We start from the raw sequence: 26,935 nt of genomic DNA, 5'->3' as shown, positions 1-26,935 counted from the left end.
CGGGGCCGACGACGCCGGTCGCTGATCCGCCCACAGCCCCCGCCGGGACAACCCCGGCCCCCGGCATCGCCGACGAGACCGGCCGGGCCGACCGCGCGCTGGCACTGTGCAGCCCGGAGGTGGTCCGGTGCGCGCGAAGGACGCAGTGGGGCGGTACGGGGAGGACGTGGCGGCAGCGCATGTCGTCGGCCGCGGGTGGGACGTGCTCGACCGCAACTGGCGGACGCGGGACGGCGAGCTGGACCTGGTGGCCCTCGACGGCGACGAGCTGGTGGTCGTGGAGGTCAAGACGCGGAGGTCGATCGCCTTCGGGCATCCCGCCGAGGCGGTGACGCCGCGCAAGCTGGCCCGGGTGCGTCGGCTTGCGGCGCAGTGGCTCGCGGCGCACGACGTGCACCCCCGATCGGTCCGGGTGGACGTCATCGCGGTGCTGCTGCCTGCGCGTGGGGCTGCCCAGATCGACCACCTCGTGGGGGTGGTCTGAGTGGTGCTCGGCCGGACGCTGGGCGTCGCGCTCGTCGGACTGACCGGGCACGTGGTCGAGGTGGAGGCCCACCTCGCGCCCTCCCTTCCCGCGTTCACGCTGGTCGGCCTGCCCGACGCCTCGCTGGCGGAGTCGCGCGACCGCGTGCGCGCCGCGGTGACGTCCTCGGGCCTGCCGTGGCCCAACCGCCGCATCACGGTGAACCTCTCGCCGGCGACGCTGCCCAAGTCCGGGTCGGGCTTCGACCTGGCGATCGCAGTGGCCACGCTCGCCGGGGCGGAGGCGATCGACCCGGCGGGGCCGCACGGCGTGGTCCACCTCGGGGAGCTGGGCCTCGACGGCCGGCTCCGGCCGGTGCGGGGAGTGCTTCCCGCTGTCGCGGCCGCGGTCGCCGCCGGGTGCCGTCGGGTGGTGGTCGCCGAGGCGAACGCCGCGGAGGCGCGGCTGGTGCCGGGCGCCCAGGTGGTCGGCGCCACGAGCCTCGCCCAGGTCGCCGCGCGCTACGGCGCCGACGTCGAGGTCAGGGACGTCGACCCGGTGACCACCGAGCCCGTGGCGCGGCCTCCGGGGAGGTCGGCGCTCGACCTCGCCGACGTGGTCGGTCAGGACGAGGCGCGCGGTTGTCTCGAGGTCGCGGCCGCGGGCGGGCACCACCTGCTCATGGTCGGCCCGCCGGGCACGGGCAAGACCATGCTGGCCGCCCGCCTGCCCGGCCTGCTGCCGGACCTCTCGGAGGCCGACGCGGTCGAGGTGACCGCGGTGCACTCGGTGGCCGGCGCGTTCGACCCGGGGGAGGGCCTGCTGCGGCGTCCACCCTTCGAGGACCCGCACCACACCGCGACCCCCGCCAGCGTGGTGGGCGGCGGCTCCGGGATCCCCCGGCCGGGCGCGGCGTCGCGGGCGCACCGCGGGGTCCTCTTCCTCGACGAGGCGCCGGAGTTCTCCACGGCGGTCCTCCAGACGTTGCGGCAGCCGCTCGAGCACGGCGAGCTGGTGCTCCACCGTGCCGCGGGCACCGCGCGGTACCCGGCGCGCTTCCAGCTGGTGCTGGCGGCGAACCCGTGCCCCTGCGGGCAGGCGGTGGGCAAGGGGCTCGCGTGCACGTGCCGCAGCGAGCAGCGACGCCGCTACTTCGGCAAGCTCTCCGGGCCGCTGCTCGACCGGGTGGACCTCCAGGTCGAGCTGGGACCGTCCCGTGCCGGCGCCGGCGCGGGGGAGTCCTCGGGCACCGTCGCCGCGCGGGTGGCGGCCGCGCGGCAGGCGCAGTCGGAGCGGCTCGTCGGCACGCCCTGGCGCAGCAACGGCGACGTGCCTGGCAGCTGGCTCCGGGGCCGGCTGGGGCCCGACCGGTCCCTGGTCGCGGACCTGGACCGCGCGCTCGACCGCGGCACGCTGAGTCTGCGGGGCGTCGATCGCGTGTTGCGCGTGGCGTGGACGCTGGCGGACCTCGCGGGCCGGTCAGCGCCCGACCGTGCCGACGTGGGTCAGGCCCTGCTGCTGCGCACGCGCGGGCACGGCGCATGAGGGGCGCCGAGATCCTCGCTCGCGCGACCTGGAGCGCACTGGCGGAGCCCGGCGACGCCGTCGCCGGTGCGCTCGTCATGCTCGTCGGCGCCCACGAGAGCCTCGTGTGGGTCCGGCAGGCGGTCCGGGACGGTCCGGACTTCTCCCGTCTCGAGGCCCGGCACGGCCCGCTCGTCGACGCCGACCGGGCCCGGCTCGGCCGGGCGCTGGCCCGGTGGGCGGTCCGGCTGCCCGACTGCGACCCGCTGCGCGATCTCGAGCGCCTGGACCGGATCGGCGGCACGCTCCTGACGCCCGGCGATCCCCGGTGGCCGACTGCGCTGGACGATCTCGGGGCCGAGGCGCCCTTCTGCCTGTGGGTGCGCGGGTCCGCGGACCTGGGCCGGTCGTTGGAGCGGTCGGCGGCGATCGTCGGGTCGCGCGCCGCCACCTCCTACGGGGAGCGGGTCGCCTTCGACCTCGCGGACGGACTCGCCGGGGCGGGGGTCTGCGTGGTCTCCGGAGGCGCGTACGGCATCGACGCGGCCGCCCACCGGGGCGCCGTCGCCCGGGACGGACGCACCCTGGTCCTGCTCGCCGGCGGGGTCGACCGCGCCTATCCGGCCGGGAACGCCCGTCTGCTGGAGGCCGTCGTGGGAGCCGGTGGTGCACTTGCCGCCGAGGTGCCGCCCGCCAGCCTGCCGACCAAGAGCCGGTTCCTGCAGCGCAACCGGTTGATCGCCGCGGCGGGCCGGGCGACGGTCGTGGTCGAGGCCGCGTGGCGGTCGGGCGCCATGAGCACCGCGCACCACGCCGCACGCCTGCTGCGTCCGGTGGGGGCCGTGCCGGGGCCGGTGACGTCGGTGGCGTCCGCGGGCTGCCACCGGCTCCTGCGGGACGGCGTGGCCGTGTGCGTGACCGACGCCGCGGAGGTGCGCGAGCTGGCCGGGCTCATCGGCGCCGATCTGGCCGCAGACCCGGAGGCGGCAGCCGACGCACGCGTCGCGCGGCCGCACGACGGCCTGGACCCGGTGTCGCGGCGCGTGCTCGATGCGCTCACGCGCAGGGTGCCGGCTCCGCTGGACCGCGTGGCGAGCGTCGCGGGCGTGTCGGTGGCGGAGGCGAGGGGTGCGGTGGGCCTGCTGGAGCTCGAGGGCTGGGCGGCCCGGCGCGGTGACGGATGGGTGCTCGTGGCCCGTTCGACATCATGACGCGGGCGCGGTGTCCAGAAGGCGCGCCGAAAGCGCTGCCAGGAGAACGAGGGTGAGCGGATCCGAGGGTGAAAAAAAAGTGCATCTGGACCATTGTTCATCTGCGAATCGGACATTCGGTCGGGATTCGCCCAGGGTTAGGCCGTGCAGGTGAAAGTGGTCCTTGTTCCCGGACGTGTTTCAGGTCACGGTACTCACATGAACCCGGTCGAGATCACCCCAGGAGCGCCGAGCCGCGCGCACCTCCTGGCTGATTTCTCGGCTCACCTGGGCGCCCAGCGGGGATTGTCCGAGCACACCGACCGCGCCTATCTCTCCGACGTGGACCTGCTGCTGGGGTATGCATCGCGGCACGGGCGGACCACGCTCGACTCGATCGACCTCGGCGTCCTGCGCGGCTGGCTCGCCTCGATGGCCACCACGCACCACAGCCGCGCCACGCTGGCCCGACGCGGTGCTGCGGTGCGGACGTTCTTCGCGTGGGCCACGCGCACGCACCGCGTGCCGACCGACCCCGCGCTGCGCCTCGCGACGGCGCGGACCGCGTCGCCCCTCCCGACGGTGCTCCGCGTGGAGCCCGTGACGCAGCTGCTGGACCGGGCCCGCGACCGGGCGACCGACGGCGACCCCGTCGCGCTGCGCGACTGGGCTCTCCTGGAGCTCCTGTACGCGACCGGTGTGCGCGTCGGTGAGCTGTGCGGCGCGGACCTCGCGGACGCGGACGTGTCCGAGCGCACCCTGCGCGTCGTCGGCAAGGGCGACAAGGAGCGGGTCGTCCCGTTCGGTCGCCCGGCGGAGACGGCGCTCGCTGCCTGGCTCGAGCGTGGTCGGCCCCACCTCGCCGTCGCCACCTCGCCGTCGGCGCTCTTCCTCGGGCTTCGGGGCGGTCGTCTCGACCAGCGCCAGGCCCGCTCGGTCGTCCACCGGTCCGCCGCCCTCGCGGGCGTCGACGACGTGGCGCCGCACGCGTTGCGTCACACCGCAGCGACCCACCTCCTCGAGGGTGGGTCGGACCTGCGCAGCGTCCAGGAGCTCCTCGGTCACGCGAGCCTCGCCACGACGCAGCGCTACACCCACGTGTCTGCCGAGCGTCTCCGCTCGGCGTTCCAGCAAGCTCACCCCCGCGCATGACGTACACGATGGAGTCGACGATGACGACGCAGCTGGACGCCGCCTTCCCGGTGCACACCCGTATGACGAGCACGGCACCCGAGGGCGTCATCCCGCGGCCCCGCCAGGCGCAGACCGACACCCTCGAGGCGACTCCCGTCCCGATCACGCGCGGAGTGCCCAGCCCGCGGACCCCGGTGGCGCCCAGCCGTTCCACCGAGGAGGTCGACGCCCTCTGGGAGAGCTACAAGACCACCCAGTCCCTGACCGCGCGTGAGGGCCTGATCCTGCACTTCGCGCCGCTCGTCTCGGCCGTGGCCGGCCGGGTGGGCATGCGCCTGCCGAGCACCGTCGAGCAGGCCGACCTGGTCTCCTACGGCATGTTCGGCCTCATCGACGCCATCGAGAAGTACCAGACCGACCGCTCGGTGAAGTTCGAGTCCTACGCGTCGTCCCGCATCCGGGGCGCGATCATCGACGAGCTGCGCGCCATGGACTGGGTGCCGCGCTCGGTCCGCACGAAGGCCCGTTCCGTCGACCGCGCCTACGCCGACCTCGAGGCGAAGCTGCACCGCACGCCGACCGAGGACGAGGTCGCCGCGCACCTCGAGATGCCGGTCGAGGACCTGCGCGCCATCTACTCCCAGCTCTCCACGGTGAACGTGGCCGCGCTGGACGAGCTGCTCGGCGGCGGCGACGACCGTCCCGGCGGCGTCTCGCTCGGCGACACCCTCGGTGACGAGCGCACGCTCGACCCGGCCAGCTCGATCGAGGCCGCCGAGACCAAGTTCCTGCTGGCCCGCGCCATCGAGTGTCTGGGCGAGCGCGAGCGCATCGTCGTCGTCCTCTACTACTACGAGGGCATGACCCTCGCGGAGATCGGCCGCGTGCTCGGCGTCACCGAGTCGCGCATCTCGCAGATGCACACCGCCGCGATGGTCCGGCTGCGCACCCGTCTGATGGAGGCCGAGCGGGTCTGACCCGCGCGGCACGAGCTCACCGGCCCAGCCCGGCGGCGTCGTCGAGGGGCAGCAGCACCACCGGTCCTGCTCCGGGCAGCAGCGTGAGCGGATCGACGTAGTCGCCGCCCACCCGTACGCCCCAGTGCAGGCAGGTGCCTGGCGCGCAGTGCGACCTCCCGAACGTGACGGTGCCCAGCTGGGTGCCCTGCGCCACGAGGTCGCCCACGCGGACCGTCGGGACGACCGGCTCGACGCTCGACCGACGTCCCGCGGCGTCGGTCACGGTCACGACGCCGCGGCCACCGACGCCGCCCGCGTACGTCACCACGCCTCCGACGGGGGACAGGGCGTCTGCTCCGGGCGACGACCGGAGGTCGACCCCGCGATGGCCCGCCGCCCAGGGCTGCGGAGGCGGCTCGAACCCCCGCGTCACGTCGGCCTCCGACCCGAGCGGGAGGCGGTACGTCCCGACGGGCGGTGGCGCCCCGGGTGGACCGGCCGACCCGGCCGAGGCGACGGCGACGACCCCCAGCGAGAGCAGCACGGCGACGGATCCGAGCGCGGCGGACAGGCGGAGGGCCGGAGATCGAGGGGTCATGGCCGCGATCCTGGACGGACTCGGCACCGGACGAGGGTGCCGGCGACCCGGCCGTGGAAGCCGACACGCCGGCGGGGGGCTGTGGTCGGCTCGGGCGTGCTGGTGCGGCTGGTGCGGACCAGGCCCCGCGATCGGCTAAACTTCTGGTGCGACCGGTCCGTACCGGTCGACTTCGCGCGTCATCCACCCGATCCGGGACACCGTCAGCCACACGGCCGACGAGGTCCGCACGACGGGGTCGATCACCGCAGCGGTCCGATGCACGTGCCTCGCGCAGTGCTCGGTGCGGCTGACGACATGACGCCAGGGGCGCCGACCAGCTGGTCGGAGCCGACAACCGAGATGCGGGCCCCGGAACGGGTCCGCCTTGACGCGTGCGCACCCTGCGGTGCGCGCCGGAAGGACGTGCCATGGCCGTCGTGACCATGCGCCAGCTGCTCGAGAGCGGTGTCCACTTCGGACACCAGACCCGCCGCTGGAACCCCAAGATGAAGCGCTTCATCTTCACCGAGCGCAACGGCATCTACATCGTCGACCTGCAGCAGTCGCTGTCGTACATCGACAACGCCTACGACTTCGTCAGCCAGACCGTCGCGCACGGCGGGACGATCCTGTTCGTCGGTACGAAGAAGCAGGCGCAGGAGCCCGTCGCCGACCAGGCCGCGCGCGTCGGCATGCCCTACGTCAACCAGCGCTGGCTCGGTGGCATGCTCACCAACTTCAGCACGGTGCACAAGCGTCTCCAGCGCCTCAAGGAGCTGGAGCAGATCGACTTCGACGACGTGGCGGGCTCGAACCTCACGAAGAAGGAGCTGCTCGTCCTGCGCCGCGAGAAGGACAAGCTGGCCAAGACGCTCGGTGGCATCCGGGACATGGCCAAGGTCCCCTCGGCCGTCTGGATCGTCGACACGAACAAGGAGCACCTCGCGGTCAACGAGGCGCGCAAGCTCGGCATCCCCGTCGTGGCGATCCTGGACACCAACTGCGACCCCGACGTCGTCGACTACCCGATCCCGGGCAACGACGACGCCATCCGCGCGGTCCAGCTGCTGACGCGCGTCATCGCCGACGCCGCGGCCGACGGTCTGCTCAAGCGTCACTCGGGTCGCACCGCGGCCGCCGAGGGCGCCGAGGCCGACGCCGAGCCCCTGGCCGAGTGGGAGCGCGAGCTGCTGGCCGGCGCCGAGGCCGACCTGGCCGGTGCCGCGGTCGCCGCCGACGCGACGGAGGCCGTCGCCGAGGCGACGACCGAGATCGCCGAGGAGGTCGTCTCCGAGGACGCCGTGGCCGAGCCGGTCGTCGAGGACGTCGTGGCCGAGCCCGTCGTCGAGACGCCTGTCGTCGAGGAGCCCGTCGTCGAGGAGACCGTCGCCGAGGAGACCGCCCCCGTCGAGGAGACCCCGGCTCCGGCCGAGGCCGCCGCTGAGGCTGCCGCCGAGGGCGACGCCGACTCCAAGTGACCCTGCCGGTGCCGGCTGCCCCCGACGGGGCAGCCGGCACCGCAGCACGTCACCGGGCCTGCTCAGGTCCCGCATCAACATCACGACACACGAGGAACGGACACGACTGATGGCGAACTACTCGCTCGCAGACATCAAGGCGCTGCGCGAGAAGACCGGTGCCGGAATGATGGACGTCAAGAAGGCGCTCGAGGAGGCCGACGGCGACTCCGACAAGGCGCTCGAGATCATCCGGGTCAAGGGACTCAAGGGCGTCGGCAAGCGTGAGGGCCGTGCGGCCTCCGACGGCCTGGTCGTCGCGCACGTCGGCCCGACGGCCGACGGCGAGGGTCAGACCGGCGTGCTCGTCGAGATCAACTCCGAGACCGACTTCGTCGCGAAGAGCCCTAACTTCGTGGCGCTGGCCGCCCGGGTGCTCGCGGCAGCCGTGGACTCCCCGGCCCGCGACGCGGACGCGCTCCTGGCTTCCGAGGTCGACGGCTCCAGCGTCCAGACGATCGTCGACGAGACCGCCGCCACGCTCGGCGAGCGCCTGGTCGTGCGTCGGCTGGCCCGCGTGGCCGGCGAGCACGTCGAGGTCTACCTGCACAAGGTCAGCAAGGACCTGCCCCCGCAGGTCGGCGTGCTCGTCGCGACCGACGCGGCCGGCGCCGGCGTGGCCCGGGACATCGCGACGCACATCGCGGCGTTCTCGCCCACGTACCTGACGCGCGAGGAGGTCTCGGCCGACATCGTCGCGAACGAGCGCCACATCGCCGAGGAGACGGCCCGCAACGAGGGCAAGCCCGAGGCTGCGCTGCCGAAGATCATCGAGGGCCGCCTGAACGGCTTCTTCAAGGAGAACGTGCTGCTCGAGCAGGCGTTCGCCAAGGACAACAAGAAGACGGTCGCGCAGGTCCTCGCCGAGGCCGGCGGCACGCTGACGGGCTTCGTCCGTTACCGCGTGGGAGCCTGACCCTCAAGGAATCGACGGTGGCCCCGGCCCTGCGGGGTCGGGGCCACCGTCGCAACCAGAACCACCCAACTCTCGTGGAGGCGCAGTGACCCAGGACGTCGAGTCGACACGCGGGGCTGTGCCGGAGCGGCGCGTGCTGCTCAAGCTCTCGGGAGAGACGTTCGGTGGCGGTGACGTGGGCCTGGCGGCCGACGTCGTGCAGCGCGTCGCCGCCGAGATCGCGGTCGCGGTCCGCGCCGGGGTCCAGGTCGCCATCGTGGTCGGCGGCGGGAACTTCTTCCGCGGAGCCGAGCTGTCGCAGCGCGGTCTGGACCGTGCGCGTGCCGACTACATGGGCATGCTCGGCACGGTGATGAACTGCCTGGCGCTCCAGGACTTCCTCGAGCAGGCCGGTGTGAGCACGCGCGTGCAGACGGCGATCGCGATGGGCCAGGTGGCCGAGCCGTACATCCCCCTGCGCGCCATCCGGCACCTGGAGAAGGGCCGCGTCGTGATCTTCGGCGCCGGCGCCGGTCTGCCGTACTTCTCCACCGACACGGTGAGCGTCCAGCGCGCGCTAGAGACGCACTGCCACGAGGTCCTCATGGGCAAGAACGGCGTCGACGGCGTGTACTCGGCCGACCCGCGGACCGACCCGGACGCGGTGAAGCTCGACCACCTGACCTACACCGACGCACTGGTCAACGACCTGGGTGTCATGGACGGCTCGGCGCTCAGCCTGTGCCGCGACAACAACGTGCGCATGCGCGTGTTCGGCCTGGAAGAGGCCGGGAACGTCACGCGCGCGCTCCAGGGTGAGAAGATCGGCACGCTGATCACCGCCAGCTGAGAGAACGCTGCGATCGGCTGTGACCGACTCAGAACCACACGACATCACGAAGGAGCTCCGGTGATCGACGAGACCCTCTTCGAGGCTGAAGAGAAGATGGACAAGGCCGTCGAGGTCGCCAAGGAGGACTTCTCGACGATCCGTACCGGTCGGGCCAACGCCGCGATGTTCTCCAAGGTGTACGTCGACTACTACGGCAGCCCGACGCCGCTCCAGCAGCTGGCGTCCTTCAACGTCACCGAGGCGCGCACCATCCTGGTGTCCCCGTTCGACAAGTCCTCGACGACCGCGATCGAGAAGGCGCTGCGCGACTCGGACCTGGGCGTGAACCCGTCGAACGACGGCAACGTCATCCGCATCGTGCTGCCCGCCCTGACGCAGGAGCGCCGCAAGGACTTCGTGAAGCTGGCCCGCACCAAGGCCGAGGACGCGCGCATCTCGGTGCGCAGCGTGCGGCGTCGCGCCAAGGAGGAGCTGGACCGCATCGTCAAGGACGGTGAGGCCGGTGAGGACGAGGTGGCCCGTGCGGAGAAGGAGCTCGAGTCCCTGACGAAGAAGCACGTGGAGCTCATCGACCACCTGCTCTCGTCCAAGGAGAACGAGCTCCTCGAGGTCTGATGAGTCAGACAGCCATCGCCGCCACCCGGACCCCCCGCCCTGGTCGTGACCTGCCGGTCGCGATCGTCGTCGGCGTCGCCATGCTCGTGGCGGTGGTGGCGTCGCTGTTCATCCGCAAGGAGGCCTTCGCGGTCGTCGCGGTGCTGTGCGTGTGCGCCGGGCTCTGGGAGCTGGCGCAGGCGTTCACCCGCCGCGCCATCCACCTCCCGCTGCTCCCGCTGCTGGTCGGCGCCATCGGCATCCTCGTCTCCGCGTACACCGCCGGCCCGGAGGCGCTGTTCGTCGCGTTCATGCTGACGGTCGGCGGGGTCGTCGTCTGGCGCGTGCTCGACGGGAGCGGCCAGCCGGCGCTGCGCGACGCGACCGCGGGGGCGTTCGCAGCGGCGTACCTGCCGTTCCTCGGCGGGTTCGTCATGCTCCTGCTCGCGGAGCCCGACGGCGCGGCCCGCGTGATGCTCTTCATCCTGCTCTGCGTCGCCAGCGACACGGGCGGCTACACCGTCGGCGTGCTGCTCGGCCGGCACCCGCTCGCGCCGTCGGTGAGCCCGAAGAAGACGTGGGAGGGCCTCGCCGGCTCGATCGTCCTGGCCTGCGTCGTCGGGGTGGTCGGCGTCCAGGTGGCGTTCGGCGGCGAGCCCTTGGTCGGGGTGTTCCTGGGCCTGGCCACCGTGGTGACCGCGACGCTCGGCGACCTCTCCGAGTCGATGCTCAAGCGCGACCTCGAGCTCAAGGACATGGGCCGGCTGGTGCCGGGCCACGGCGGGCTCCTGGACCGCCTCGACTCGCTCCTGCTCACCGCCCCCGCCGTGTACGTCGTCCTCACGGTCCTCCAGCCCGCCTGATCTCACCTGAAGGGGGGTACCCGCAATGACCGGTACACCCGTGCGTCTCGACCTGTCCTCGCCCAGCCGGGGACCCCGCGGCAAGCCGCCCAAGCACTTCGTCGACCTCACGCCCGAGCAGCGGATCGACGCCGTCACCGAGCTGGGCGAGAAGCCGTTCCGCGCCAAGCAGCTGGCGACGCACTACTTCACGCACCTGACCAACGACCCCGCGCAGATGACCGACCTGCCGAAGGCCACGCGCGACAAGCTGGTGGAGGGGCTGTTCCCGCAGCTGCTCACCGCGCACCGCACGCAGACTGCGGACCAGGGCACGACCGTCAAGACGCTGTGGCACCTGTTCGACGGCGCCAAGGTGGAGTCGGTCCTCATGCGCTACGCCAACCGCACCACCCTGTGCGTGTCCAGCCAGGCGGGCTGCGGCCTCGCGTGCTCGTTCTGCGCCACCGGTCAGCTGGGTCTGACGCGCAACCTGTCGACGGCGGAGATCGTCGAGCAGGTGCGCGCCGCGGCACGGTCGCTGGCCGACGGCGAGGTGCCGGGTGGTCCGACGCGCCTGAGCAACGTCGTGTTCATGGGCATGGGTGAACCGCTGGCCAACTACAAGTCGGTCATGGAGACGGTCCGCCGCCTCGTCGCGCCGGCGCCCGACGGGCTGGGCATGTCGGCGCGCAACATCACCGTCTCGACGGTGGGCATGGTGCCGGCGATGGACCGGCTGGCCAAGGAGGGCATCCCGGTGACGCTCGCCCTGTCCCTGCACGCGCCCGACGACGAGCTGCGCAGCGAGCTGGTCCCGGTGAACACGCGGTGGAGCGTCGACGAGGCGATCGACTCCGCGCACCGGTACTTCGAGATCACGGGCCGCCGCGTCTCCATCGAGTACGCGCTGATCCGGGACATCAACGACCACGCCTGGCGGGCGGACCTGCTCGGCGAGAAGCTCAACGCCCGCGGCCGCGGCTGGGTGCACTGCAACCCCATCCCGCTCAACCCGACGCCCGGCTCGAAGTGGACGGCGAGCGATCCCCGGGTGGAGCAGGAGTTCGTGGCACGCTTGCGTGCGCACGGGATCCCGACCACCATCCGGGACACCCGCGGCAGTGAGATCGACGGCGCCTGCGGGCAGCTCGCAGCGGAGGAGGACGAGTGAGCGACGGGATGTTCCGGACCGTCTCGGGCCTGAAGCAGGGGTACGACCCGGACGAGGTCGACGACTTCTTCGCGCACGCCCGGGCCGTCTACGAGACCGGCCCCGCGGCCGCGCTGGGCAGCAAGGACGTGCGGGGCGTGGCGTTCGACATGGTGCGGGGCGGGTACGTCACCGCGGCCGTCGACGCCGCGCTCGACCGGCTCGAGGCGGCGTTCGTGGCGCGGTCGCGCGCCGACTACATCTCCACGCAGGGCCAGCAGGCGTGGATGAACCGCCTGAGCGAGCAGGCGCGCACCCTGTACGGCCGCCTGGGCCGCCCGGACGGCGACCGGTTCGCCGCACCCGACGGCCGGCAGCAGGGGTACGAGCCGGCCGACGTGGACGAGCTGTGCCAGCGCCTGGTCGCCTACTTCGACAAGGGCACGCCGCTGTCGGCCGCCGAGGTGCGGTCCGCGACCTTCCGCCGCCGCAAGGGCCGCAACGCGTACGCCGAGGGTCCGGTTGACGCCTTCCTGGCCCGCGCGGTCGAGGTGCTGCTCGGCGTCGAGTGAGGACGACGGTCGCGGTCCATGCACGAGGATGGACCGCGTGACACAGCGCAGCGTCGTCCTCCTCGGGTCCACCGGGTCGATCGGCACCCAGGCCGTCGACGTCATCACCCGCAACCCCGACCGGTTCACGGTCGCCGGCCTGAGCGCGGGCGGGAGCGACGTCGCCCTGCTGGCCCGGCAGGCCCGTGAGCTCGGCGTGTCCACCGTCGCCGTCGCCGACCCCCGGGCCGAGGAGCGGCTGCGCGACGCGCTGCCGGGCGTCGAGGTCCTCGCCGGGCCGCAGGCGTCCACAGAGCTGGCCGGCCGCGGCGCCGACATCGTGCTCAACGGCGTCACGGGCTCGGTCGGGCTGGGTCCGACGCTCGCCGCGCTGGAGGCCGGCAGCACGCTCGCGCTGGCCAACAAGGAGTCGCTGGTGGTCGGCGGGCGGCTGGTGCACGCCGCACGCCGGCGACCCGACCAGATCGTGCCGGTGGACTCCGAGCACTCGGCGATCGCGCAGGCGCTGCGCGGCGGCACGCACGCGGAGGTCCGGCGGCTGATCCTCACGGCGTCCGGGGGACCGTTCCGCGGCCGGTCGCTCGACGAGGTGAAGGCGGTGACGCCGCAGCAGGCGCTCGCGCACCCCACATGGTCGATGGGGCCGGTGGTGACGATCAACTCCGCGACCCTGATGAACAAGGGCCTGGAGCTCATCGAGGCGCACCTGCTGTTCGACGTGCCCGTCGCGGACATCACCGTGGTGGTGCACCCGCAGTCGGTCGTGCACTCGATGGTGGAGTTCGTGGACGGCTCGACGCTGGCGCAGGCGTCGCCGCCGGACATGCGCCTGCCGATCGCGCTCGGGCTGTCGTGGCCGGACCGGGTGCCGGCGGTCGCGCCGCCGTGCGACTGGACCGCCGCGACCGCGTGGACGTTCGAGCCGCTCGACGAGCAGGTGTTCGGGGCGGTCCGGCTGGCGCGCGACGCGGTCGCGGCCTCGGCCACCCACCCGGCGGTCTACAACGCGGCCAACGAGGAGTGCGTCGAGGCGTTCCTGGCCGGGCGGATCGGGTTCCTGGACATCGTGTCGACCGTCGAGCGCGTGCTCGGGGAGCACGACGGCACCGCACCCGACGCCCTCACGCTGGACGCGGTGCTGACGGCCGAGGTCTGGGCACGCGCCCGCGCGCAGGAGCTCCTGGCGCGCGCGTGAGTCAGTGCCTGAGCACGTGCTCGAGCAGGCCGCTCCACCGGCTCGCGTGACCGGTGCGGGCCTCCGTCCGGTCCGCCCAGGTGGTCGCCTTGCGCGTCGCGGTGATGCCCGCCCACCGCAGGGGCTCCGGCTCCCACGCGGGGGAGCGGTGGCCCACCCACGGCAGCCGCGTCAGCTCGCTGTCCGACCCGGTGAGGAGGTCCGCGAGCGTGCGGCCCGCCAGGTTGGTCATCGCGACGCCGTCGCCGACGTAGCCGCCGGCCCAGCCGATCCCGTCGTCGTCCAGCCCGACCGACGGGTGCCAGTCGCGGTGCACGCCCAGCGGCCCGCCCCAGTGGTGGGTGATCTCGGCCCGCTCGAGCACCGGGAACAGGTCCACCAGCTCGTGCGCCAGGTGTGCCGCCGTCGCCCGCACCTGGTCGTACTCCGGGCGGATGCCGGAGCCGACGTGGTACGGCGCGCCCCGGCCGCCGAACGCGATGCGGTCGTCGGTGGTGCGCTGGCCGTACACGATGAGGTTCCGCGCGTCGGTGAACGTCTGGGCGCGGTCGAGCCCGATCTGCGCCCAGACCTCGGGCGGCAGCGGCTCGGTGGCGATCATGTGCGAGTAGACCGGGGCGACACTCCGGCCGGACCCAGGCAGGTGGGCGCTCCAGGCCTCGGTGGCCCGGACCACGTAGCGCGCCCGCACGATGCCGTGGTCGGTGACGACCGCGCGCGGGGACAGCCGCAGCGCGCGCGTCCCCTCGGCCACCCGGGCGCCGCGGGAGAGCACCACGTCGAGCAGGCCACGGACGAGCCGCAGCGGGTGGATGCGGGCGGAGTCCGGGGTGTACGAGCCGCCCACCACGCTCGTGGCGCGGACGTGCTCCTCGACCCCGTCGGCGCCGAGCAGGTGGGACTCGTCCCCCCAGCGCGCGTCGGTGGACACGCCCTCGGCGACGCGCTCCAGCTGCGGGCGGTTGCGGGCGAGCGTGACGGTGCCGCCGAACGCGAACCCGCACTCGATCTGCTCGGCGGCGGCCACGCCGCCCACCTCGACCACGGTGTCCCGCATCGCGGCGCGCATCGCGGCCGCGGCGTCGTGCCCGTGCAGACGCGCCAGCTCGTCGCCGGAGACGGGGAGCAGCGCCGAGCACCAGCCGCCGTTGCGCCCGCTCGCGCCGAACCCCACCACCTCGGCCTCGACCACCAGCACGTCGAGCGACGGGTCCGCCTCGAGCAGGTAGTACGCGGTCCACAGCCCGGTCAGGCCGCCCCCGACCACGACGACGTCGGCCTGGGTGTCCCCGTCGAGCGGGTCGAGCGGCGCGGCGGCCGGCAGCTGGTCGAACCAGAGCGACACGGGCGCCGTCACAGGCGCGCCCAGGCCTCGGTGAGCACGCCGCGCAGGATGCCGGTGATCTCGTCGAACTCCGCCTGCCCGCACGTCAGCGGCGGAGCGAGCTGGATGACCGGGTCGCCGCGGTCGTCGGCGCGGCAGTACAGCCCGGCCTCGTACAGCGCCCCGGACAGGAACCCCCGCAGCAGCCGCTCGCTCTCGTCGTCGTCGAAGGTCTCGCGGGTGGCCTTGTCCTTGACCAGCTCGATCCCGTAGAAGAAGCCCTCGCCGCGGACGTCGCCGACGATCGGCAGGTCGAGCAGGCCCTCGAGGGTGCGCCGGAACGCGGGGGCGGACTCCTTCACGTGTGCCGTGATGCCCTCGCGCTCGAACAGGTCCAGGTTGGCATTCGCGACCGCCGCGGACACCGGGTGGCCGCCGAACGTGTAGCCGTGCGCGAACGAGGCGTTGCCGGTCCTGAACGGCTCGTACAGCTTGTCGGAGGCGATGAGGGCGCCGATGGGGGAGTACCCCGAGGTCATTCCCTTGGCGCACGTGATCATGTCCGGCACGTAGCCGAAGTCGTCGCACGCGAAGATCGACCCGATGCGCCCGAACGCGCAGATGACCTCGTCGGAGACGAGCAGCACGTCGTACTGGTCGCAGATCTCGCGCACCCGCTCGAAGTACCCGGGGGGCGGCGGGAAGCAGCCACCCGCGTTCTGCACGGGCTCGAGGAAGACCGCGGCGACGGAGTCCGGCCCCTCCATCTCGATGGCGTCGCCGATGCGGTCGGCCGCCCACCGGCCGAACGCCTTCGGGTCGTCACGCAGGTGCTCGGGCGCCCGGTACTCGTTGGTGTTCGGCACCTTGTGGGCGCCGGGGACGAGGGGTTCGAACTGCTGCTTCAGCGAGGGCAGGCCGGTGATCGACAGGGCACCGTGGGTGGTGCCGTGGTACGCGATGGACCGCGAGATCACCTTGTACTTGTTCGGCTTGCCCGTGAGCTTGAAGTAGTTCTTGGCCAGCTTCCAGGCGGTCTCGACGGCCTCGCCGCCGCCGGTGGTGAAGAAGACGTGGTTGAGGTCGCCCGGGGCATAGGCCGCCAGCCGCTCCGCGAGGTCGATCGCCTGCGGGTGCGCGTAGGACCACAGCGGGAAGAACGCGAGCTGCTCGGCCTGGACCCGTGCCGCCTCGGCCAGCTCGGTGCGGCCGTGCCCGGCCTGCACGACGAACAGCCCCGAGAGCCCGTCGATGTACTTGCGGCCCTGGTCGTCCCAGATGTGGTGCCCCTGGCCGCGCACGATCGTCGGGACGCCGTGGTCCCAGGCGCTCTGCCGCGTGAAGTGGCCCCAGAGGTGGGCCTTGGCCGCCTCGGACCGCTCGGTGCCCCGCGGAGTCGTACTCATCTGGTCCCCCAGTTGTAGAGCTGCTTGCGCAGCTTCAGGTACACGAACGTCTCGGTGGTCCGCACCCCGGGCAGCGAGCGGATCTTCTGGTTGAGCACCTCGAGCAGGTGGTCGTCGTCCTCGCACACCACCTCGCACAGCAGGTCGAAGCCGCCCGCGGTGATGACCACGTAGTCGACCTCGGGCAGCTCGGCGAGCGCGTCCGCGACGACGGACAGGTCGCCCTCGCACTTCAGGCCGATCATCGCCTGGCGCGTGAACCCGACCTGCAGCGGGTCGGTCACGGCGACGATCTGCATCACCCCGGAGTCCGTCAGCCGCTGCACGCGCTGGCGCACGGCCGCCTCGGACAGCCCGATCGCCTTGCCGATCGCCGCGTAGGGTCGCCGGCCGTCCTCCTGGAGCTGCTCGACGATCGCCTTGGAGACGTCGTCGAGCGCCGGGTGTCCGGGTGCTGGTCTGCGTGTGCCCACCCGCCGATGGTGGTGCGCAGAGGGTCGCAATGCAAGGAATCCGTCGCGACAGGCCGTGTGAACTTCTGATTTCGGCGTTCGCGCCCCCGGGATCGGCGCAACGGCACCTTCTGGCCTCCCGAAACTGGCGCGAGCGGCGTAGCGTGCGGCGCACCGACCGTGAGGAGAACTGCCGTGAGCCAGGCCACCGACCAGACCGTCGAGCTGCAGAACGTGATCGGCGGCGCCCAGCGTCCCGCCGCGGACGGCCGCACGACGGCGGTGATCGACCCGTCGACCGGCGTCGAGTACGCCCGTGCGCCACTCTCCGGGGCGCAGGACGTCGACGCGGCGTACGGGGCCGCCTCGGACGCGTTCCGCACGTGGGGCCGCACGACGCCGGCCGAGCGCCAGCTCGCGCTCCTGCGTCTCGCCGACGCGATCGAGCAGCGGGCTGAGGAGTTCGTCGCCGTCGAGTCCCGGAACACCGGCAAGCCGCTGCACCTGACCGCCACCGACGAGGTGCCGCCGTGCGTGGACCAGCTGCGCTTCTTCGCCGGCGCCGCCCGGGTGCTCGACGGGCTGAGCGCCGGGGAGTACATGGCCGGGCACACGTCCTGGGTGCGGCGCGAGCCGGTCGGCGTCGTCGGCCAGGTCACGCCCTGGAACTACCCGCTGATGATGGCCATCTGGAAGATCGCGCCGGCGCTCGCGGCCGGCAACACGATCGTGCTCAAGCCGTCCGACACGACGCCTGCCTCGACGCTCCTGCTGGGTCAGGTGGCCAACGAGGTGCTGCCCCCGGGCGTGCTCAACGTGGTGTGCGGCGACCGGGACACCGGCCGCGCCCTGGTCTCCCACCAGCGCCCCGACATGGTCGCGATCACGGGCTCGGTGCGCGCCGGCTCGCAGGTGGCCGAGGCCGCGGCGGCCAACGTCAAGCGCGTGCACCTGGAGCTCGGCGGCAAGGCGCCCGTGATCGTGTTCGCCGACGCGGACCTCGCGGCGGCCGCCGAGGGCATCGCCGGCGCCGGGTACTACAACGCCGGTCAGGACTGCACGGCCGCCACCCGCGTGCTCGTGCACGCGTCCGTGCACGACGACTTCGTGGCGGCGCTCGCCGAGGCGGCCAAGGGGCAGCGCACCGGTGTGCCGAGCGACCCCGACGTCGCGTTCGGTCCGGTCAACAACGCGCTGCAGCTGGACCGGGTCACGGGGTTCCTCGACCGGCTGCCGGACCACGCGTCGATCGTGACCGGCGGGCATCGCGTGGGCGACGTCGGCTACTTCGTCGAGGCCACCGTGGTGTCCGGCCTGAAGCAGGACGACGAGGCCGTGCAGGACGAGATCTTCGGCCCGGTCATCACGGTCCAGACGTTCACCGACGAGGACGAGGCCATCACGCTGGCCAACGGCGTGCGCTACGGCCTGTCCAGCTCGGTGTGGACGCAGAACCACGGCCGGGCGCTGCGGGTGTCCCGGGCCCTGGACTTCGGGGTGGTGTGGATCAACACCCACATCCCGTTCGTCGCCGAGATGCCGCACGGCGGGTTCAAGCACTCCGGGTACGGCAAGGACCTGTCGATGTACGGGTTTGAGGACTACACGCGGATCAAGCACGTGATGTCCGCTTTTGACGCCTGAGCCGACGGATCCCGGGGTCGAATGTTCCATCCGTGCAACATTTTCGTTGCGGGCGGGTGCTTAGGCGACGGATTCCTTGCTGGACGGCCGTCTGTTTGCGAGGATCCAGCCACCCGCCGTCCTCGGCGGCACCCTCCGGCACCCTAGGAGCCTCATGAGCCCCCACCGCCGCCCTGCCCCCGCCGACCCGCGCGTCCGTGCGCTCGTCGCGCAGGCCTCGCACCGAGGGCGTGAGGCGAACCTGTCGCGGCGCTCGTTCCTGGTGGCCGCGCTCGGGACCGCCGGCGCGGCGGCGGTGCTGGCCGCGTGCGGGACGGGATCGCCGTCGGCTGCCGGCTCGAGCGCCGAGGACCTCTCGGACACCGACAAGATCGTCCGCTGGGCCAACTGGACGCAGTACCTCGACCAGGACGACGACGGCACCAGCTACCCGTCGCTCCTGGCGTTCCAGGAGACGTCGGGCCTCACGGCCACCTACGCGGAGGACATCGACGACAACGACGCGTTCTACGGCAAGGTCTCCGGCCAGCTGAAGAACGGGCAGGACATCGGCTACGACATCGTCACGCTCACCGACTGGATGGCCGCGCGGATGATCCGCCTCGGCTACACCCAGACGCTGGACAAGGCGCGGATGCCCAACGCCGAGAACATCCTGTCCAGCCTGGCCAACGTCGACTTCGACCCGGGCCGCACCCAGTCCCTCACGTGGCAGTCCGGGTTCGCGGGGCTGGCGTGGGACAAGGAGAAGGTGCCGGGCGGTCTGCACACGCTGTCGGACCTGTGGGCGCCGGAGCTCGCCGGGCGGGTCGAGGTGCTCAGCGAGATGCGCGACACGGTGGGCCTGATCATGCTCGACCAGGGGGTCGACCCCGCGGGGGACTGGAGCGACAACGAGTTCTACTCGGCGCTCGAGGTGCTCAAGGAGAAGATCGACTCGGGCCACATCCGGCAGGTCCGCGGCAACGCGTACACGCAGGACCTGGCGTCCGGCGACGCGATCGCGGTCATCGGCTGGTCGGGTGACATCACCTCGCTCAACTACGAGTCGGACGGCAAGTTCGAGTTCGCCATCCCCGAGTCGGGCGGGACGCTCTGGAGCGACAACCTGATGGTGCCGGTCGGCTCCCCGCACCTGGCGAACGCCGAGGACCTCATGAACTACTACTACGACCCCGAGGTCGCGGCGCAGGTGGCGGCGTGGGTGAACTACATCACGCCGGTGCAGGGTGCCCAGGAGGCCATGGTCGGCATCGACCCGGATCTGGCCGAGGACCCGATGATCTTCCCGACCGACGAGATCCTCGCGACCGTCAGCGTGTTCCGGACCCTCGATGCCGACGAGGAGGAGCGCTACAACGGCGAGTTCCTCACCGTGATCGGCGCATGACGACGACCGCCTCCGCCTCCCGGGCGGATGCGACGGGCTCGGGTGGTGCCGCGCTCGAGATCGAGCGCGTGACCAAGGCGTTCGGCGCGTTCGTCGCGGTCGACGACCTCACGCTCACCGTCCCGTCGGGGTCGTTCTTCGCGCTCCTCGGACCGTCGGGGTGCGGCAAGACGACGACCCTGCGGATGGTCGCCGGGCTGGAGCAGCCGAGCGCGGGGACGATCTCCATCGGTGGCAGGGACGTGACCGGCACGCGGGCGCACCAGCGGCCGGTCAACACCGTCTTCCAGAGCTACGCCCTCTTCCCGCACCTGACCGTGCGGGAGAACGTGGCGTTCGGGCTCAAGCGCTCGCGCGCGAGCGGCATCCCCGGGCGCGTGGCCGACGGGCTCGACCTGGTGGAGCTCGGGCACCTCGCCGACCGCAAGCCGGGCCAGCTCTCCGGCGGTCAGCAGCAGCGGGTCGCGCTCGCCCGCGCGCTGGTGAACCGCCCGGCGCTGCTGCTCCTGGACGAGCCGCTCGGCGCGCTGGACCTCAAGCTCCGGCGCCAGATGCAGCTCGAGCTCAAGCGGATCCAGACCGAGGTCGGGCTCACGTTCGTGCACGTCACGCACGACCAGGAGGAGGCCATGACCATGGCCGACACGGTCGCCGTGATGAACCGCGGGCGGATCGAGCAGATGGGCTCGCCGGCCGAGCTGTACGAGCTGCCGCGTACCTCGTTCGTCGCCAACTTCCTCGGTCAGTCCAACCTGGTGGCCGGGACCGTGACCGAGCGGCTGACCAAGCGTGGCCTGCTCGGCGTGGACGTCCGCGGCACGCGGGTGCTGGTCCCGCAGGCGCGCGCCGTGCGGACGGAGGGCGCCGTGCTGGTCGGCGCCCGGCCGGAGAAGATGCGGCTGCTGGTGGGCGACCAGGCTCCCGGCCGTGGCGAGAACGTGCTCGGCCCCGGCGTCGTCACCGACGTGTCGTTCATGGGCGTGAGCACGCAGTACCAGGTGGAGGTCGCCGGGCTGGGTACGTTCGGCGTCTTCGCGCAGAACCTGCTCGGCGGCGCCACCGTGGCGGTCGGCTCGACCGTGCGCCTGGCCTGGGCCGTGGACTTCACCTTCGGCCTCGACGGTGCGCAGGCTCGCGACGAGGGCACGGTCGACCTGGACGACGAGCCGTGAGGGTCCTGTGAGCATCGCTGCGGCTCTCGGGGAGAGCGTCTCCGGCGACTCGGCCCCACCGCCGCGGCGGACCGCCCAGCGCGCCCACCTGGTCCTGCTCGGCCCCGGCCTGATCTACCTGGTCCTGTTCTTCGTGGTGCCCGTCGGCGCGTTGCTGGCCACCTCGCTGTACGTCCCGGTCCCGGGCGGCGACGTGGGGGAGTACCAGCCCGCGCTGCACTGGCAGAACTACACCGACGCGATCGCCCAGTTCTGGCCGGCCATCCTGCGCTCGTTCTGGTTCGCGTTCCTGGCCACGGTGGCGTCGCTGGTCATCGGCTACCCGCTGGCCTACGCGATCGCGGTCCGGGCGCGGGGTCGCAAGCTCCTCCAGGGGCTGCTCCTCGTGCTCGTCGTCGCGCCGTTCTTCACCAGCTTCATCCTGCGGACCATCGCCTGGAAGCAGATCCTCGCCGACGACGCCCTCGTGGTGACCCTCCTGCACTGGCTGCACCTGCTGCCCGCGGACGAGCGCCTGACCGCGACCCCGTTCGCCGTGGTCAGCGGCCTGACCTACAACTTCCTGCCGTTCATGGTCCTGCCCATCTTCGCTGCCCTCGAGCGGCTGGACTCGCGGCTCCTCGAGGCCGGTGCCGACCTGTACGCGTCGCCGACCACGACCTTCCGCACGGTCACGTGGCCGCTGTCCATGCCCGGGGTGGTCGCGGGCACCCTGCTCGTGTTCATCCCCGCCGCCGGCGACTACGTGAACGCCTCCCTGCTGGGCAACAACACCAACACGGCCATGGTGGGCCAGGTGATCGACGCCCGGTTCTTCAAGGTGCTCGACTACCCGACGGCCGCGTCCCTGTCGGTGGTGCTCATGGTCGCGATCCTGCTGCTCGTCGGGGCGTACATCCGGCGGTCCGGGACGGAGGACCTGCTGTGACCGCGGTGCTCGACCGCGTCGAGGCGACGACCGCGGCACCGCCCGCCCGCCGCCCCCGTCGGCGGCTCGGGGACCTGATCGTGCCGGTGTTCGCCGCGCTGGCGTTCGTCTACCTGATGGTGCCGGTCGCGTACACGGTCATGTTCTCGTTCAACGACGCCGGCAAGACCAACCTGGTGTGGCGCGGCTTCACGCTGGACAACTGGCGGAACCCCTGCGGGGCGCCCCAGGTGTGCGAGGCGTTCGCCAACTCGCTCCAGGTGGGCGTCGTGTCCACCCTGGTCGCGACGGCGCTGGGCACGCTGGTGGCGATCGCTCTGGTCCGGTTCCGGTTCCGGGGGCGCGCGCTGACGAACCTGCTGATCTTCCTGCCGATGTCCACGCCCGAGGTGGTGCTCGGCGCCGCGCTGCTGGCGCAGTTCCTCACGCTGCGGGTCCCGCTCGGCTTCGGCACGGTCGTCGCGGCGCACGTGCTGTTCTGCATCAGCTTCGTCGTCGTCACGGTCAAGGCCCGCGTCTCCAGCCTGGACCCCGCGCTCGAGGAAGCTGCCGCCGACCTGTACGCGTCGCCGTGGCAGGCGTTCTGGCGGGTGACGTTCCCGCTGCTCATCCCGGGCATCGCCGCGGCGGCGCTGCTGGCGTTCAGCCTGAGCTTCGACGACTTCATCGTCACCAACTTCACGTCGGGCTCGTACACGACGTTCCCGAAGTTCGTGTACGTGTCGGCCACCCGCGGGATCCCCCCGCAGGCCAACGTCATCAGCTCGTTCATGTTCGTCCTGGCCCTGGCTATCGTCGTGCTGGTCCAGGTGCTCGGCTACGCCCGGAGCAAGCGGCTCCGGGCACCGCGAACGACACAGTGAGGTCGGAGGCGACACTCGTGCGGATCCTGGTGGTCGGCAGCGGCGGGGTGGGCGACGCGGTCGCCCGGATCGCGGCGCGACGGCGGTTCTTCGAGCGGCTGGTCGTGGCCGACGTGGACCTCGGGCGGGCGCAGCGGACCGTCGAGGCGGCGAGCGCGCACGACGTCGTGGGCGGCCGGTTCGCGGCGGCCGTGGTGGACGCGTCCAGCGCGTCCGCGGTCGAGGCGCTGGTCCGCGAGCACGGCGCGACCCACGTGCTCAACGCGGTCGACCCGCGGTTCGTCCTGCCCATCTTCGAGGGCGTGCACGCGGCCGGTGCGCACTACCTGGACATGGCGATGTCCCTGTCCCGTGCCCATCCGGAGCGTCCGTACGAGCTGCCGGGTGTGAAGCTGGGCGACGAGCAGTTCGCCCAGGCCGGGACGTGGGAGGCCGACGGGCAGCTGGCGCTGGTCGGCATCGGCGTCGAGCCCGGGCTGTCGGACGTCTTCGCGCGGTACGCCGCCGACCACCTGTTCTCCGCGATCGACGAGCTGGGAGTGCGCGACGGCGCCAACCTCGAGGTGCTGGGCGACGACGGCGAGCCGATCTTCGCGCCCTCGTTCTCCATCTGGACCACCATCGAGGAGTGCCTCAACCCGCCGGTGATCTGGTCGGCGGACCGCGCGGAGGCCGGCGCAGGGCTCGAGGACGGCTGGTTCACCGTGGCGCCGTTCCACGAGCCGGAGGTGTTCCGGTTCCCGGACCCGATCGGCGACGTGGAGTGCGTGCACGTCGAGCACGAGGAGGTGCTCCTGATGCCCCGCTGGGTGGACGCCCGGAAGGTGACGTTCAAGTACGGGCTGGGCGAGGAGTTCATCGGGGTGCTCCAGACGCTGCACCGCCTCGGCCTCGACAAGACCGAGCCCGTCACCGTACGAGGCGTCCAGGTGAGCCCGCGGGACGTCGTCGCCGCCTCCTTGCCCGACCCGGCGACGATCGGCCCGCGCATGACCGGTTCGACGTGCGCCGGCCTCCTCGTGACCGGCACCGGCACCGACGGCACCCCGCGCGAGGTGTACCTGTACCACCTGGTCGACAACGCCTGGTCGATGGCCGAGTACGGCGCGCAGTGCGTCGTGTGGCAGACGGCCGTCAACCCCGTCGTCGCGCTCGAGCTCCTGGCCGCCGGCACGTGGACCGGGACCGGCGTGCTCGGCCCGGAGGCGTTCGACGCGGTCCCGTTCCTCGAGCTGCTCGCGGCCCCGACCCCGGAGGGCTACGGCTCGCCGTGGGGCCTGGAGGAGCGCGTCCCGGCGGGTCGGCCCACCTGACCGGGAGCCGGGACGCGCGCGTCAGGTCACGAGCCCGCCGGCAGCATCCCCACTCCGATCCCTGACACGAAGCCTCGCGGCAGGGTCACGAAGACGGTGAAGTCGTTCCAGCCGTCCTTGTGACCGGTCACCACGTAGGCGTTCGGCACCAGGTCGCCCACCGTGAACCACCCCGCTGCGTCGGTGGATGCGGTGCCGGCCAGCGCGCCGGTCGTCTTGCTCCGGACCTCGATCGCCACGCCCTCGAGCGGGAGCTGCGGGGCTCCGGGTTCGGCCGTCCCTGTGACGGTGCCCTCGACACCCGCGGGCATGTACGCCAGGTCGAGGTACGGCCCGAACGGCTCGCCCCAGCCCTGGGTCAGTACCTGTCCCGGTACCAAGGTGAACACCTGCGCGAGCGCGAACGTCGGCTGGTCGTTCGCGAACTCGGGGAGGTACGCGCCTCCGGCGACCGCGCCGATCTTCACCGGACCGGCCGGGAGGCCGGTGATCCGGTAGCGGTAGCCGTCGATGTCCGCCTTCGCCGAGCGCAGGGGCTGACCCGTCGTCGCGTCGTACACGGTGACCGTCGCGCCGGCGAGCGGGTCGAGGCCGGACAGGACCTGGCCCTCCACGCCCGCCTGGGCGTTGGCGACCGCGACCGCGTCCGTGCCGGTGGCGCTCGGCCGAGCGACGTCTGTGGCGGTCACGGTGTGCGTGCCCGTGCTCACCAGGGTGACTCCGGGGAACGTGCGGGTGCCCTGGTCGGCGCTGGTGAACGTGTACGGCGACGGCAGGGACCGGACCCGTGCGTCGTCGCTGCCGAACCGAACGCTTCCCCGGTAGGAGACCACCCGGTTCTGCCAGGAGTCCTTCGCCGTGACGGAGACCGAGAACCCGATCCCCGCGACGGCCCGGTAGGGCGCCGAGACGGTCAGAGCGGCAAGGGGTCCGGGCGACACGTGGATCGGCGCGCTCCGGCCCGTCAGGGTCGGCAGGACCGTGTCGGTCGCGCTGAGCGTCCGCGTGCCTGCGGTGTGGAGGACCACCCCGGGCAGCGAGCGGACCCCGCGGTCGGCGCTCGTGAACGTGTAGGCCGCGGGCAGCACCGGTGCGCGCGGGTCGTCGCTCGTGATCGCGACCGTGCCGCGGTACGAGGGCACGACCGCGCCCGCGGAGTCTCGCGCGGTGACCGACACGGAGAAGGCGGTGCCTGCCGGGACCCACGTGCGTGCCTGGACGGTGAACGAGACGGCCGCGTCTGCGGCGGCCGCGGGTGCGACACCGAGGCCCAGGCCGGCGACGACGAGAACAAGGACCGACCACCACGCCGCGTGTCGACCCGTCAGGAACCTCCGCTGCTCCGACCCACTCATCGGGGACCTCCTCGTCCCGAGGGCGTCCGCACTGGCGGGCTGGGTGCCCTCGGTCCCGTTCTAGCGAGGGGGTGTGGGGCCGGTCCAGGGCCGAATGTCCCGACCGCCCGCAGCAACCTAGACGGTCCGGAGCGCGTCCTCGAGCACGGTCAGCGCCTCGTCCAGCAGGTCGTGGCCGATGACCAGCGGAGGGAGCAGCCGCAGGACGTTCCCCCAGGTGCCGCACGTGAGGACCAGCACCCCCTGTGCCGCACAGGCCGCCGCGACCCGCTGCGCCGCCGCCTTGTCGGGCTCGAGCGTGCCGGGCCGGACCAGCTCGAGCGCGAGCATGGCGCCGCGGCCGCGCACGTCGGCGATCGCAGGGACGTCCCGCTGGAGCGCGGTGAGGCGAGGCAGGACCGCGGCCTCGATGGCCCGCGCGGCGCCGGCGAGGTCGTCGCGCTCGTAGATCTCCAGCGACGCCAGCGCGGCCGCGCACGCGAGCGGGTTGCCGCCGAACGTGCCTCCGAGGCCGCCGGCGTGCACCGCGTCGAGGAGCTCGGCGCGCCCGGTGACGGCCCCGAGCGGCAGCCCGCCGGCGATGCCCTTGGCCAGGGCGACCAGGTCGGGGACGACCCCCTCGTGCTCCATCGCGAACATGGCCCCCGTCCGGGCGAACCCGGTCTGCACCTCGTCGGCCACCAGCACGATGCCCTTGTCGGCCGCCCAGGAGGCGAGCGTCGACAGGAAGCCCGGGGCCGGCACGACGAACCCGCCCTCGCCCAGGATCGGCTCGACGACGAGCGCCGCCACCTGGTCCGCGCCCACCTGGCGCTCGGCGACGTCGATCGCGCGCAGCGCAGCCTGCTCGCCGGTCATGCCCTCCGGGTCGCGCAGCGGGTAGGACGCGGGGACCCGGTAGACCTCGCCGGCGAACGGTCCGAACCCCGTCTTGTAGGGCATGGCCCGTGCGGTCATCGCCATCGTGAGGTTGGTGCGCCCGTGGTAGGCGTGGTCGAGGACCAGGACCGCGGGGCGACCCGTGGCGCGCCGGGCGATCTTCACCGCGTTCTCGACGGCCTCCGCACCGGAGTTGACCAGCACCGACCGCTTGTCGTGGCTGCCCGGTGTCACGCGCGCGAGCCCCTCGCACACGGCGACGTACTCCTCGTACGGGCTGATCATGAAGCAGGTGTGCGTGAAGTCGGCGGCCTGCGCGGCGACCGCAGCCGTCACCTCGGGTGCGCTCGCCCCGACCGACGTCACGGCGATGCCGGACCCCAGGTCGATGAGCACGTTGCCGTCGACGTCCTCGATGACCGCTCCCGAGGCCCGCGCCACGTAGACGGGGAGCGTGGACGACACGCCCGCCGCGACAGCCGCTGCACGCCGCACGCCCAGGGCGACCGAGCGCGGACCCGGGATCGTCGTGCGCAGGACGCGGCGCTGCTCGAGGGGGGATGCAGGGGTGGAAACGGTGGTCATGAGGGGACGCTAGTGCCGATCTCGTGCTCGGGAAAGCATCGCGCGACGAAATCCGCCGACCGATCGGCGGCGCCCCGCACCCCGCCGATCGGGTGGTCAGGGCGCGCGTGCAGGAGGTTCCCAGGGAGTCGGGGGAAGATGGCCTCGCGCGGG

Annotated in this window: 25 protein-coding genes; 19 read left to right on the top strand and 6 right to left on the bottom strand. The window is 72.7% G+C overall.

Annotated elements, in window-relative coordinates:
* Positions 1-127: 127 nt before the first annotated feature.
* From HP550_RS09770 to whiG, 5 genes are all read left to right on the top strand, one after another.
* Positions 128-484, top strand: a complete 357-nt coding sequence (locus HP550_RS09770) for a YraN family protein (protein ID WP_175347488.1) — start codon at positions 128-130, stop codon at positions 482-484.
* On the top strand, positions 485-2,008 hold the full coding sequence (locus tag HP550_RS09765; protein WP_175347487.1) for a YifB family Mg chelatase-like AAA ATPase: 1,524 nt from the start codon (positions 485-487) through the stop codon (positions 2,006-2,008).
* On the top strand, positions 2,005-3,198 hold the full coding sequence (gene dprA, locus HP550_RS09760) for a DNA-processing protein DprA (RefSeq protein ID WP_175347486.1): 1,194 nt from the start codon (positions 2,005-2,007) through the stop codon (positions 3,196-3,198). Before HP550_RS09765 ends, dprA begins: the two co-directional genes overlap by 4 nt.
* A 198-nt stretch (positions 3,199-3,396) precedes the next feature.
* Positions 3,397-4,329 carry a tyrosine recombinase XerC gene (locus HP550_RS09755; RefSeq protein ID WP_175347485.1) on the top strand — a complete coding sequence of 311 codons (933 nt, stop codon included), beginning with the start codon at positions 3,397-3,399 and terminating at the stop codon, positions 4,327-4,329.
* Positions 4,330-4,349: 20 nt separating this feature from the next.
* Positions 4,350-5,288, top strand: a complete 939-nt coding sequence (gene whiG / locus HP550_RS09750) for an RNA polymerase sigma factor WhiG (RefSeq protein ID WP_246280727.1) — start codon at positions 4,350-4,352, stop codon at positions 5,286-5,288.
* Between the two features lie 16 nt (positions 5,289-5,304).
* Here whiG and HP550_RS09745 read toward each other — a convergent pair whose 3' ends face one another.
* Entirely contained in the window at positions 5,305-5,868 is a 564-nt protein-coding gene (locus HP550_RS09745) for a M23 family metallopeptidase (RefSeq protein WP_175347484.1), read from the bottom strand.
* A gap of 410 nt (positions 5,869-6,278) precedes the next feature.
* On the opposite strand from HP550_RS09745, the gene rpsB reads away from it, so the two are divergent.
* The 8 genes from rpsB (at position 6,279) to dxr (ending at position 13,471) form a co-directional block, all read left to right on the top strand.
* A complete protein-coding gene (rpsB, locus tag HP550_RS09740; protein ID WP_175347483.1) occupies positions 6,279-7,328 on the top strand; it encodes a 30S ribosomal protein S2 in 1,050 nt (349 codons plus the stop codon).
* A gap of 109 nt (positions 7,329-7,437) precedes the next feature.
* Entirely contained in the window at positions 7,438-8,283 is an 846-nt protein-coding gene (gene tsf, locus HP550_RS09735) for a translation elongation factor Ts (protein ID WP_175347482.1), read from the top strand.
* An 85-nt stretch (positions 8,284-8,368) separates the two neighbouring features.
* Entirely contained in the window at positions 8,369-9,112 is a 744-nt protein-coding gene (gene pyrH, locus HP550_RS09730; RefSeq protein ID WP_343048091.1) for a UMP kinase, read from the top strand.
* A gap of 60 nt (positions 9,113-9,172) precedes the next feature.
* On the top strand, positions 9,173-9,730 hold the full coding sequence (frr, locus tag HP550_RS09725; RefSeq protein ID WP_175347481.1) for a ribosome recycling factor: 558 nt from the start codon (positions 9,173-9,175) through the stop codon (positions 9,728-9,730).
* Entirely contained in the window at positions 9,730-10,572 is an 843-nt protein-coding gene (locus HP550_RS09720; RefSeq protein ID WP_175347480.1) for a phosphatidate cytidylyltransferase, read from the top strand. Before frr ends, HP550_RS09720 begins: the two co-directional genes overlap by 1 nt.
* A 25-nt stretch (positions 10,573-10,597) precedes the next feature.
* On the top strand, positions 10,598-11,725 hold the full coding sequence (rlmN, locus tag HP550_RS09715; RefSeq protein WP_175347479.1) for a dual-specificity RNA methyltransferase RlmN: 1,128 nt from the start codon (positions 10,598-10,600) through the stop codon (positions 11,723-11,725).
* Entirely contained in the window at positions 11,722-12,276 is a 555-nt protein-coding gene (locus tag HP550_RS09710; protein ID WP_175347478.1) for a DivIVA domain-containing protein, read from the top strand. The genes rlmN and HP550_RS09710 overlap by 4 nt, the downstream gene beginning before the upstream one ends.
* A gap of 37 nt (positions 12,277-12,313) precedes the next feature.
* Positions 12,314-13,471, top strand: a complete 1,158-nt coding sequence (dxr, locus tag HP550_RS09705) for a 1-deoxy-D-xylulose-5-phosphate reductoisomerase (protein WP_343048090.1) — start codon at positions 12,314-12,316, stop codon at positions 13,469-13,471.
* A 1-nt stretch (position 13,472) separates the two neighbouring features.
* On the opposite strand, the gene HP550_RS09700 is transcribed toward dxr, so the two are convergent.
* Genes HP550_RS09700 through HP550_RS09690 form a run of 3 tightly spaced genes read right to left on the bottom strand, consistent with a single transcriptional unit; the run spans position 13,473 to position 16,674 of the window.
* Positions 13,473-14,828, bottom strand: coding sequence for an NAD(P)/FAD-dependent oxidoreductase (locus HP550_RS09700; RefSeq protein ID WP_343048089.1), 1,356 nt, complete (start codon positions 14,826-14,828; stop codon positions 13,473-13,475).
* Positions 14,825-16,201 (bottom strand): aspartate aminotransferase family protein, encoded by a 1,377-nt coding sequence (locus HP550_RS09695; RefSeq protein ID WP_175347476.1) that lies wholly within the window; start codon positions 16,199-16,201, stop codon positions 14,825-14,827. The genes HP550_RS09700 and HP550_RS09695 overlap by 4 nt, the downstream gene beginning before the upstream one ends.
* A complete protein-coding gene (locus HP550_RS09690; RefSeq protein WP_056093154.1) occupies positions 16,198-16,674 on the bottom strand; it encodes an Lrp/AsnC family transcriptional regulator in 477 nt (158 codons plus the stop codon). Before HP550_RS09690 ends, HP550_RS09695 begins: the two co-directional genes overlap by 4 nt.
* 174 nt (positions 16,675-16,848) lie before the next feature.
* On the opposite strand from HP550_RS09690, the gene HP550_RS09685 reads away from it, so the two are divergent.
* The 6 genes from HP550_RS09685 to HP550_RS09660 all read left to right on the top strand — a co-directional run bounded on the left by HP550_RS09685 (position 16,849) and on the right by HP550_RS09660 (position 23,963).
* On the top strand, positions 16,849-18,297 hold the full coding sequence (locus HP550_RS09685) for a gamma-aminobutyraldehyde dehydrogenase (RefSeq protein WP_425484435.1): 1,449 nt from the start codon (positions 16,849-16,851) through the stop codon (positions 18,295-18,297).
* Between the two features lie 154 nt (positions 18,298-18,451).
* Entirely contained in the window at positions 18,452-19,687 is a 1,236-nt protein-coding gene (locus HP550_RS09680) for an ABC transporter substrate-binding protein (RefSeq protein ID WP_175347475.1), read from the top strand.
* Complete coding sequence (locus tag HP550_RS09675; RefSeq protein WP_175347474.1) at positions 19,684-20,859, top strand: ABC transporter ATP-binding protein; 1,176 nt, start codon at positions 19,684-19,686, stop codon at positions 20,857-20,859. The genes HP550_RS09680 and HP550_RS09675 overlap by 4 nt, the downstream gene beginning before the upstream one ends.
* A gap of 7 nt (positions 20,860-20,866) precedes the next feature.
* Entirely contained in the window at positions 20,867-21,787 is a 921-nt protein-coding gene (locus tag HP550_RS09670; protein ID WP_175347473.1) for an ABC transporter permease subunit, read from the top strand.
* A 116-nt stretch (positions 21,788-21,903) separates the two neighbouring features.
* Positions 21,904-22,650, top strand: a complete 747-nt coding sequence (locus tag HP550_RS09665) for an ABC transporter permease (protein ID WP_175347530.1) — start codon at positions 21,904-21,906, stop codon at positions 22,648-22,650.
* Between the two features lie 17 nt (positions 22,651-22,667).
* Positions 22,668-23,963: a saccharopine dehydrogenase C-terminal domain-containing protein gene (locus HP550_RS09660; protein ID WP_175347472.1), complete on the top strand. Its 1,296-nt coding sequence runs from the start codon at positions 22,668-22,670 to the stop codon at positions 23,961-23,963.
* Between the two features lie 26 nt (positions 23,964-23,989).
* On the opposite strand, the gene HP550_RS09655 is transcribed toward HP550_RS09660, so the two are convergent.
* Together HP550_RS09655 and gabT are read right to left on the bottom strand one after the other, a co-directional pair.
* Positions 23,990-25,318 (bottom strand): collagen binding domain-containing protein, encoded by a 1,329-nt coding sequence (locus HP550_RS09655; RefSeq protein ID WP_175347471.1) that lies wholly within the window; start codon positions 25,316-25,318, stop codon positions 23,990-23,992.
* A gap of 117 nt (positions 25,319-25,435) precedes the next feature.
* Positions 25,436-26,782 carry a 4-aminobutyrate--2-oxoglutarate transaminase gene (gabT, locus tag HP550_RS09650; protein WP_175347470.1) on the bottom strand — a complete coding sequence of 449 codons (1,347 nt, stop codon included), beginning with the start codon at positions 26,780-26,782 and terminating at the stop codon, positions 25,436-25,438.
* Positions 26,783-26,935: the final 153 nt, after the last annotated feature.

This window comes from Cellulomonas humilata (genome assembly GCF_013359775.1).
Taxonomy (GTDB): domain Bacteria; phylum Actinomycetota; class Actinomycetes; order Actinomycetales; family Cellulomonadaceae; genus Cellulomonas; species Cellulomonas humilata.
This window is presented reverse-complemented; position numbering and strand designations above follow the sequence as displayed.

What these genes read in the sequence shown, in the direction of transcription:
- HP550_RS09755 (WP_175347485.1), top strand. Translation starts at nt 3,397, where the DNA reads ATGAACCCGGTCGAGATCACCCCAGGAGCGCCGAGCCGCGCGCACCTC.
- HP550_RS09655 (WP_175347471.1), bottom strand. Translation starts at nt 25,318, where the DNA reads ATGAGTGGGTCGGAGCAGCGGAGGTTCCTGACGGGTCGACACGCGGCG.
- HP550_RS09720 (WP_175347480.1), top strand. Translation starts at nt 9,730, where the DNA reads ATGAGTCAGACAGCCATCGCCGCCACCCGGACCCCCCGCCCTGGTCGT.
- dprA (WP_175347486.1), top strand. Translation starts at nt 2,005, where the DNA reads ATGAGGGGCGCCGAGATCCTCGCTCGCGCGACCTGGAGCGCACTGGCG.
- HP550_RS09680 (WP_175347475.1), top strand. Translation starts at nt 18,452, where the DNA reads ATGAGCCCCCACCGCCGCCCTGCCCCCGCCGACCCGCGCGTCCGTGCG.
- rpsB (WP_175347483.1), top strand. Translation starts at nt 6,279, where the DNA reads ATGGCCGTCGTGACCATGCGCCAGCTGCTCGAGAGCGGTGTCCACTTC.
- HP550_RS09665 (WP_175347530.1), top strand. Translation starts at nt 21,904, where the DNA reads ATGGTGCCGGTCGCGTACACGGTCATGTTCTCGTTCAACGACGCCGGC.
- rlmN (WP_175347479.1), top strand. Translation starts at nt 10,598, where the DNA reads ATGACCGGTACACCCGTGCGTCTCGACCTGTCCTCGCCCAGCCGGGGA.
- tsf (WP_175347482.1), top strand. Translation starts at nt 7,438, where the DNA reads ATGGCGAACTACTCGCTCGCAGACATCAAGGCGCTGCGCGAGAAGACC.
- gabT (WP_175347470.1), bottom strand. Translation starts at nt 26,782, where the DNA reads ATGACCACCGTTTCCACCCCTGCATCCCCCCTCGAGCAGCGCCGCGTC.
- HP550_RS09675 (WP_175347474.1), top strand. Translation starts at nt 19,684, where the DNA reads ATGACGACGACCGCCTCCGCCTCCCGGGCGGATGCGACGGGCTCGGGT.
- whiG (WP_246280727.1), top strand. Translation starts at nt 4,350, where the DNA reads ATGACGACGCAGCTGGACGCCGCCTTCCCGGTGCACACCCGTATGACG.
- HP550_RS09695 (WP_175347476.1), bottom strand. Translation starts at nt 16,201, where the DNA reads ATGAGTACGACTCCGCGGGGCACCGAGCGGTCCGAGGCGGCCAAGGCC.
- HP550_RS09745 (WP_175347484.1), bottom strand. Translation starts at nt 5,868, where the DNA reads ATGACCCCTCGATCTCCGGCCCTCCGCCTGTCCGCCGCGCTCGGATCC.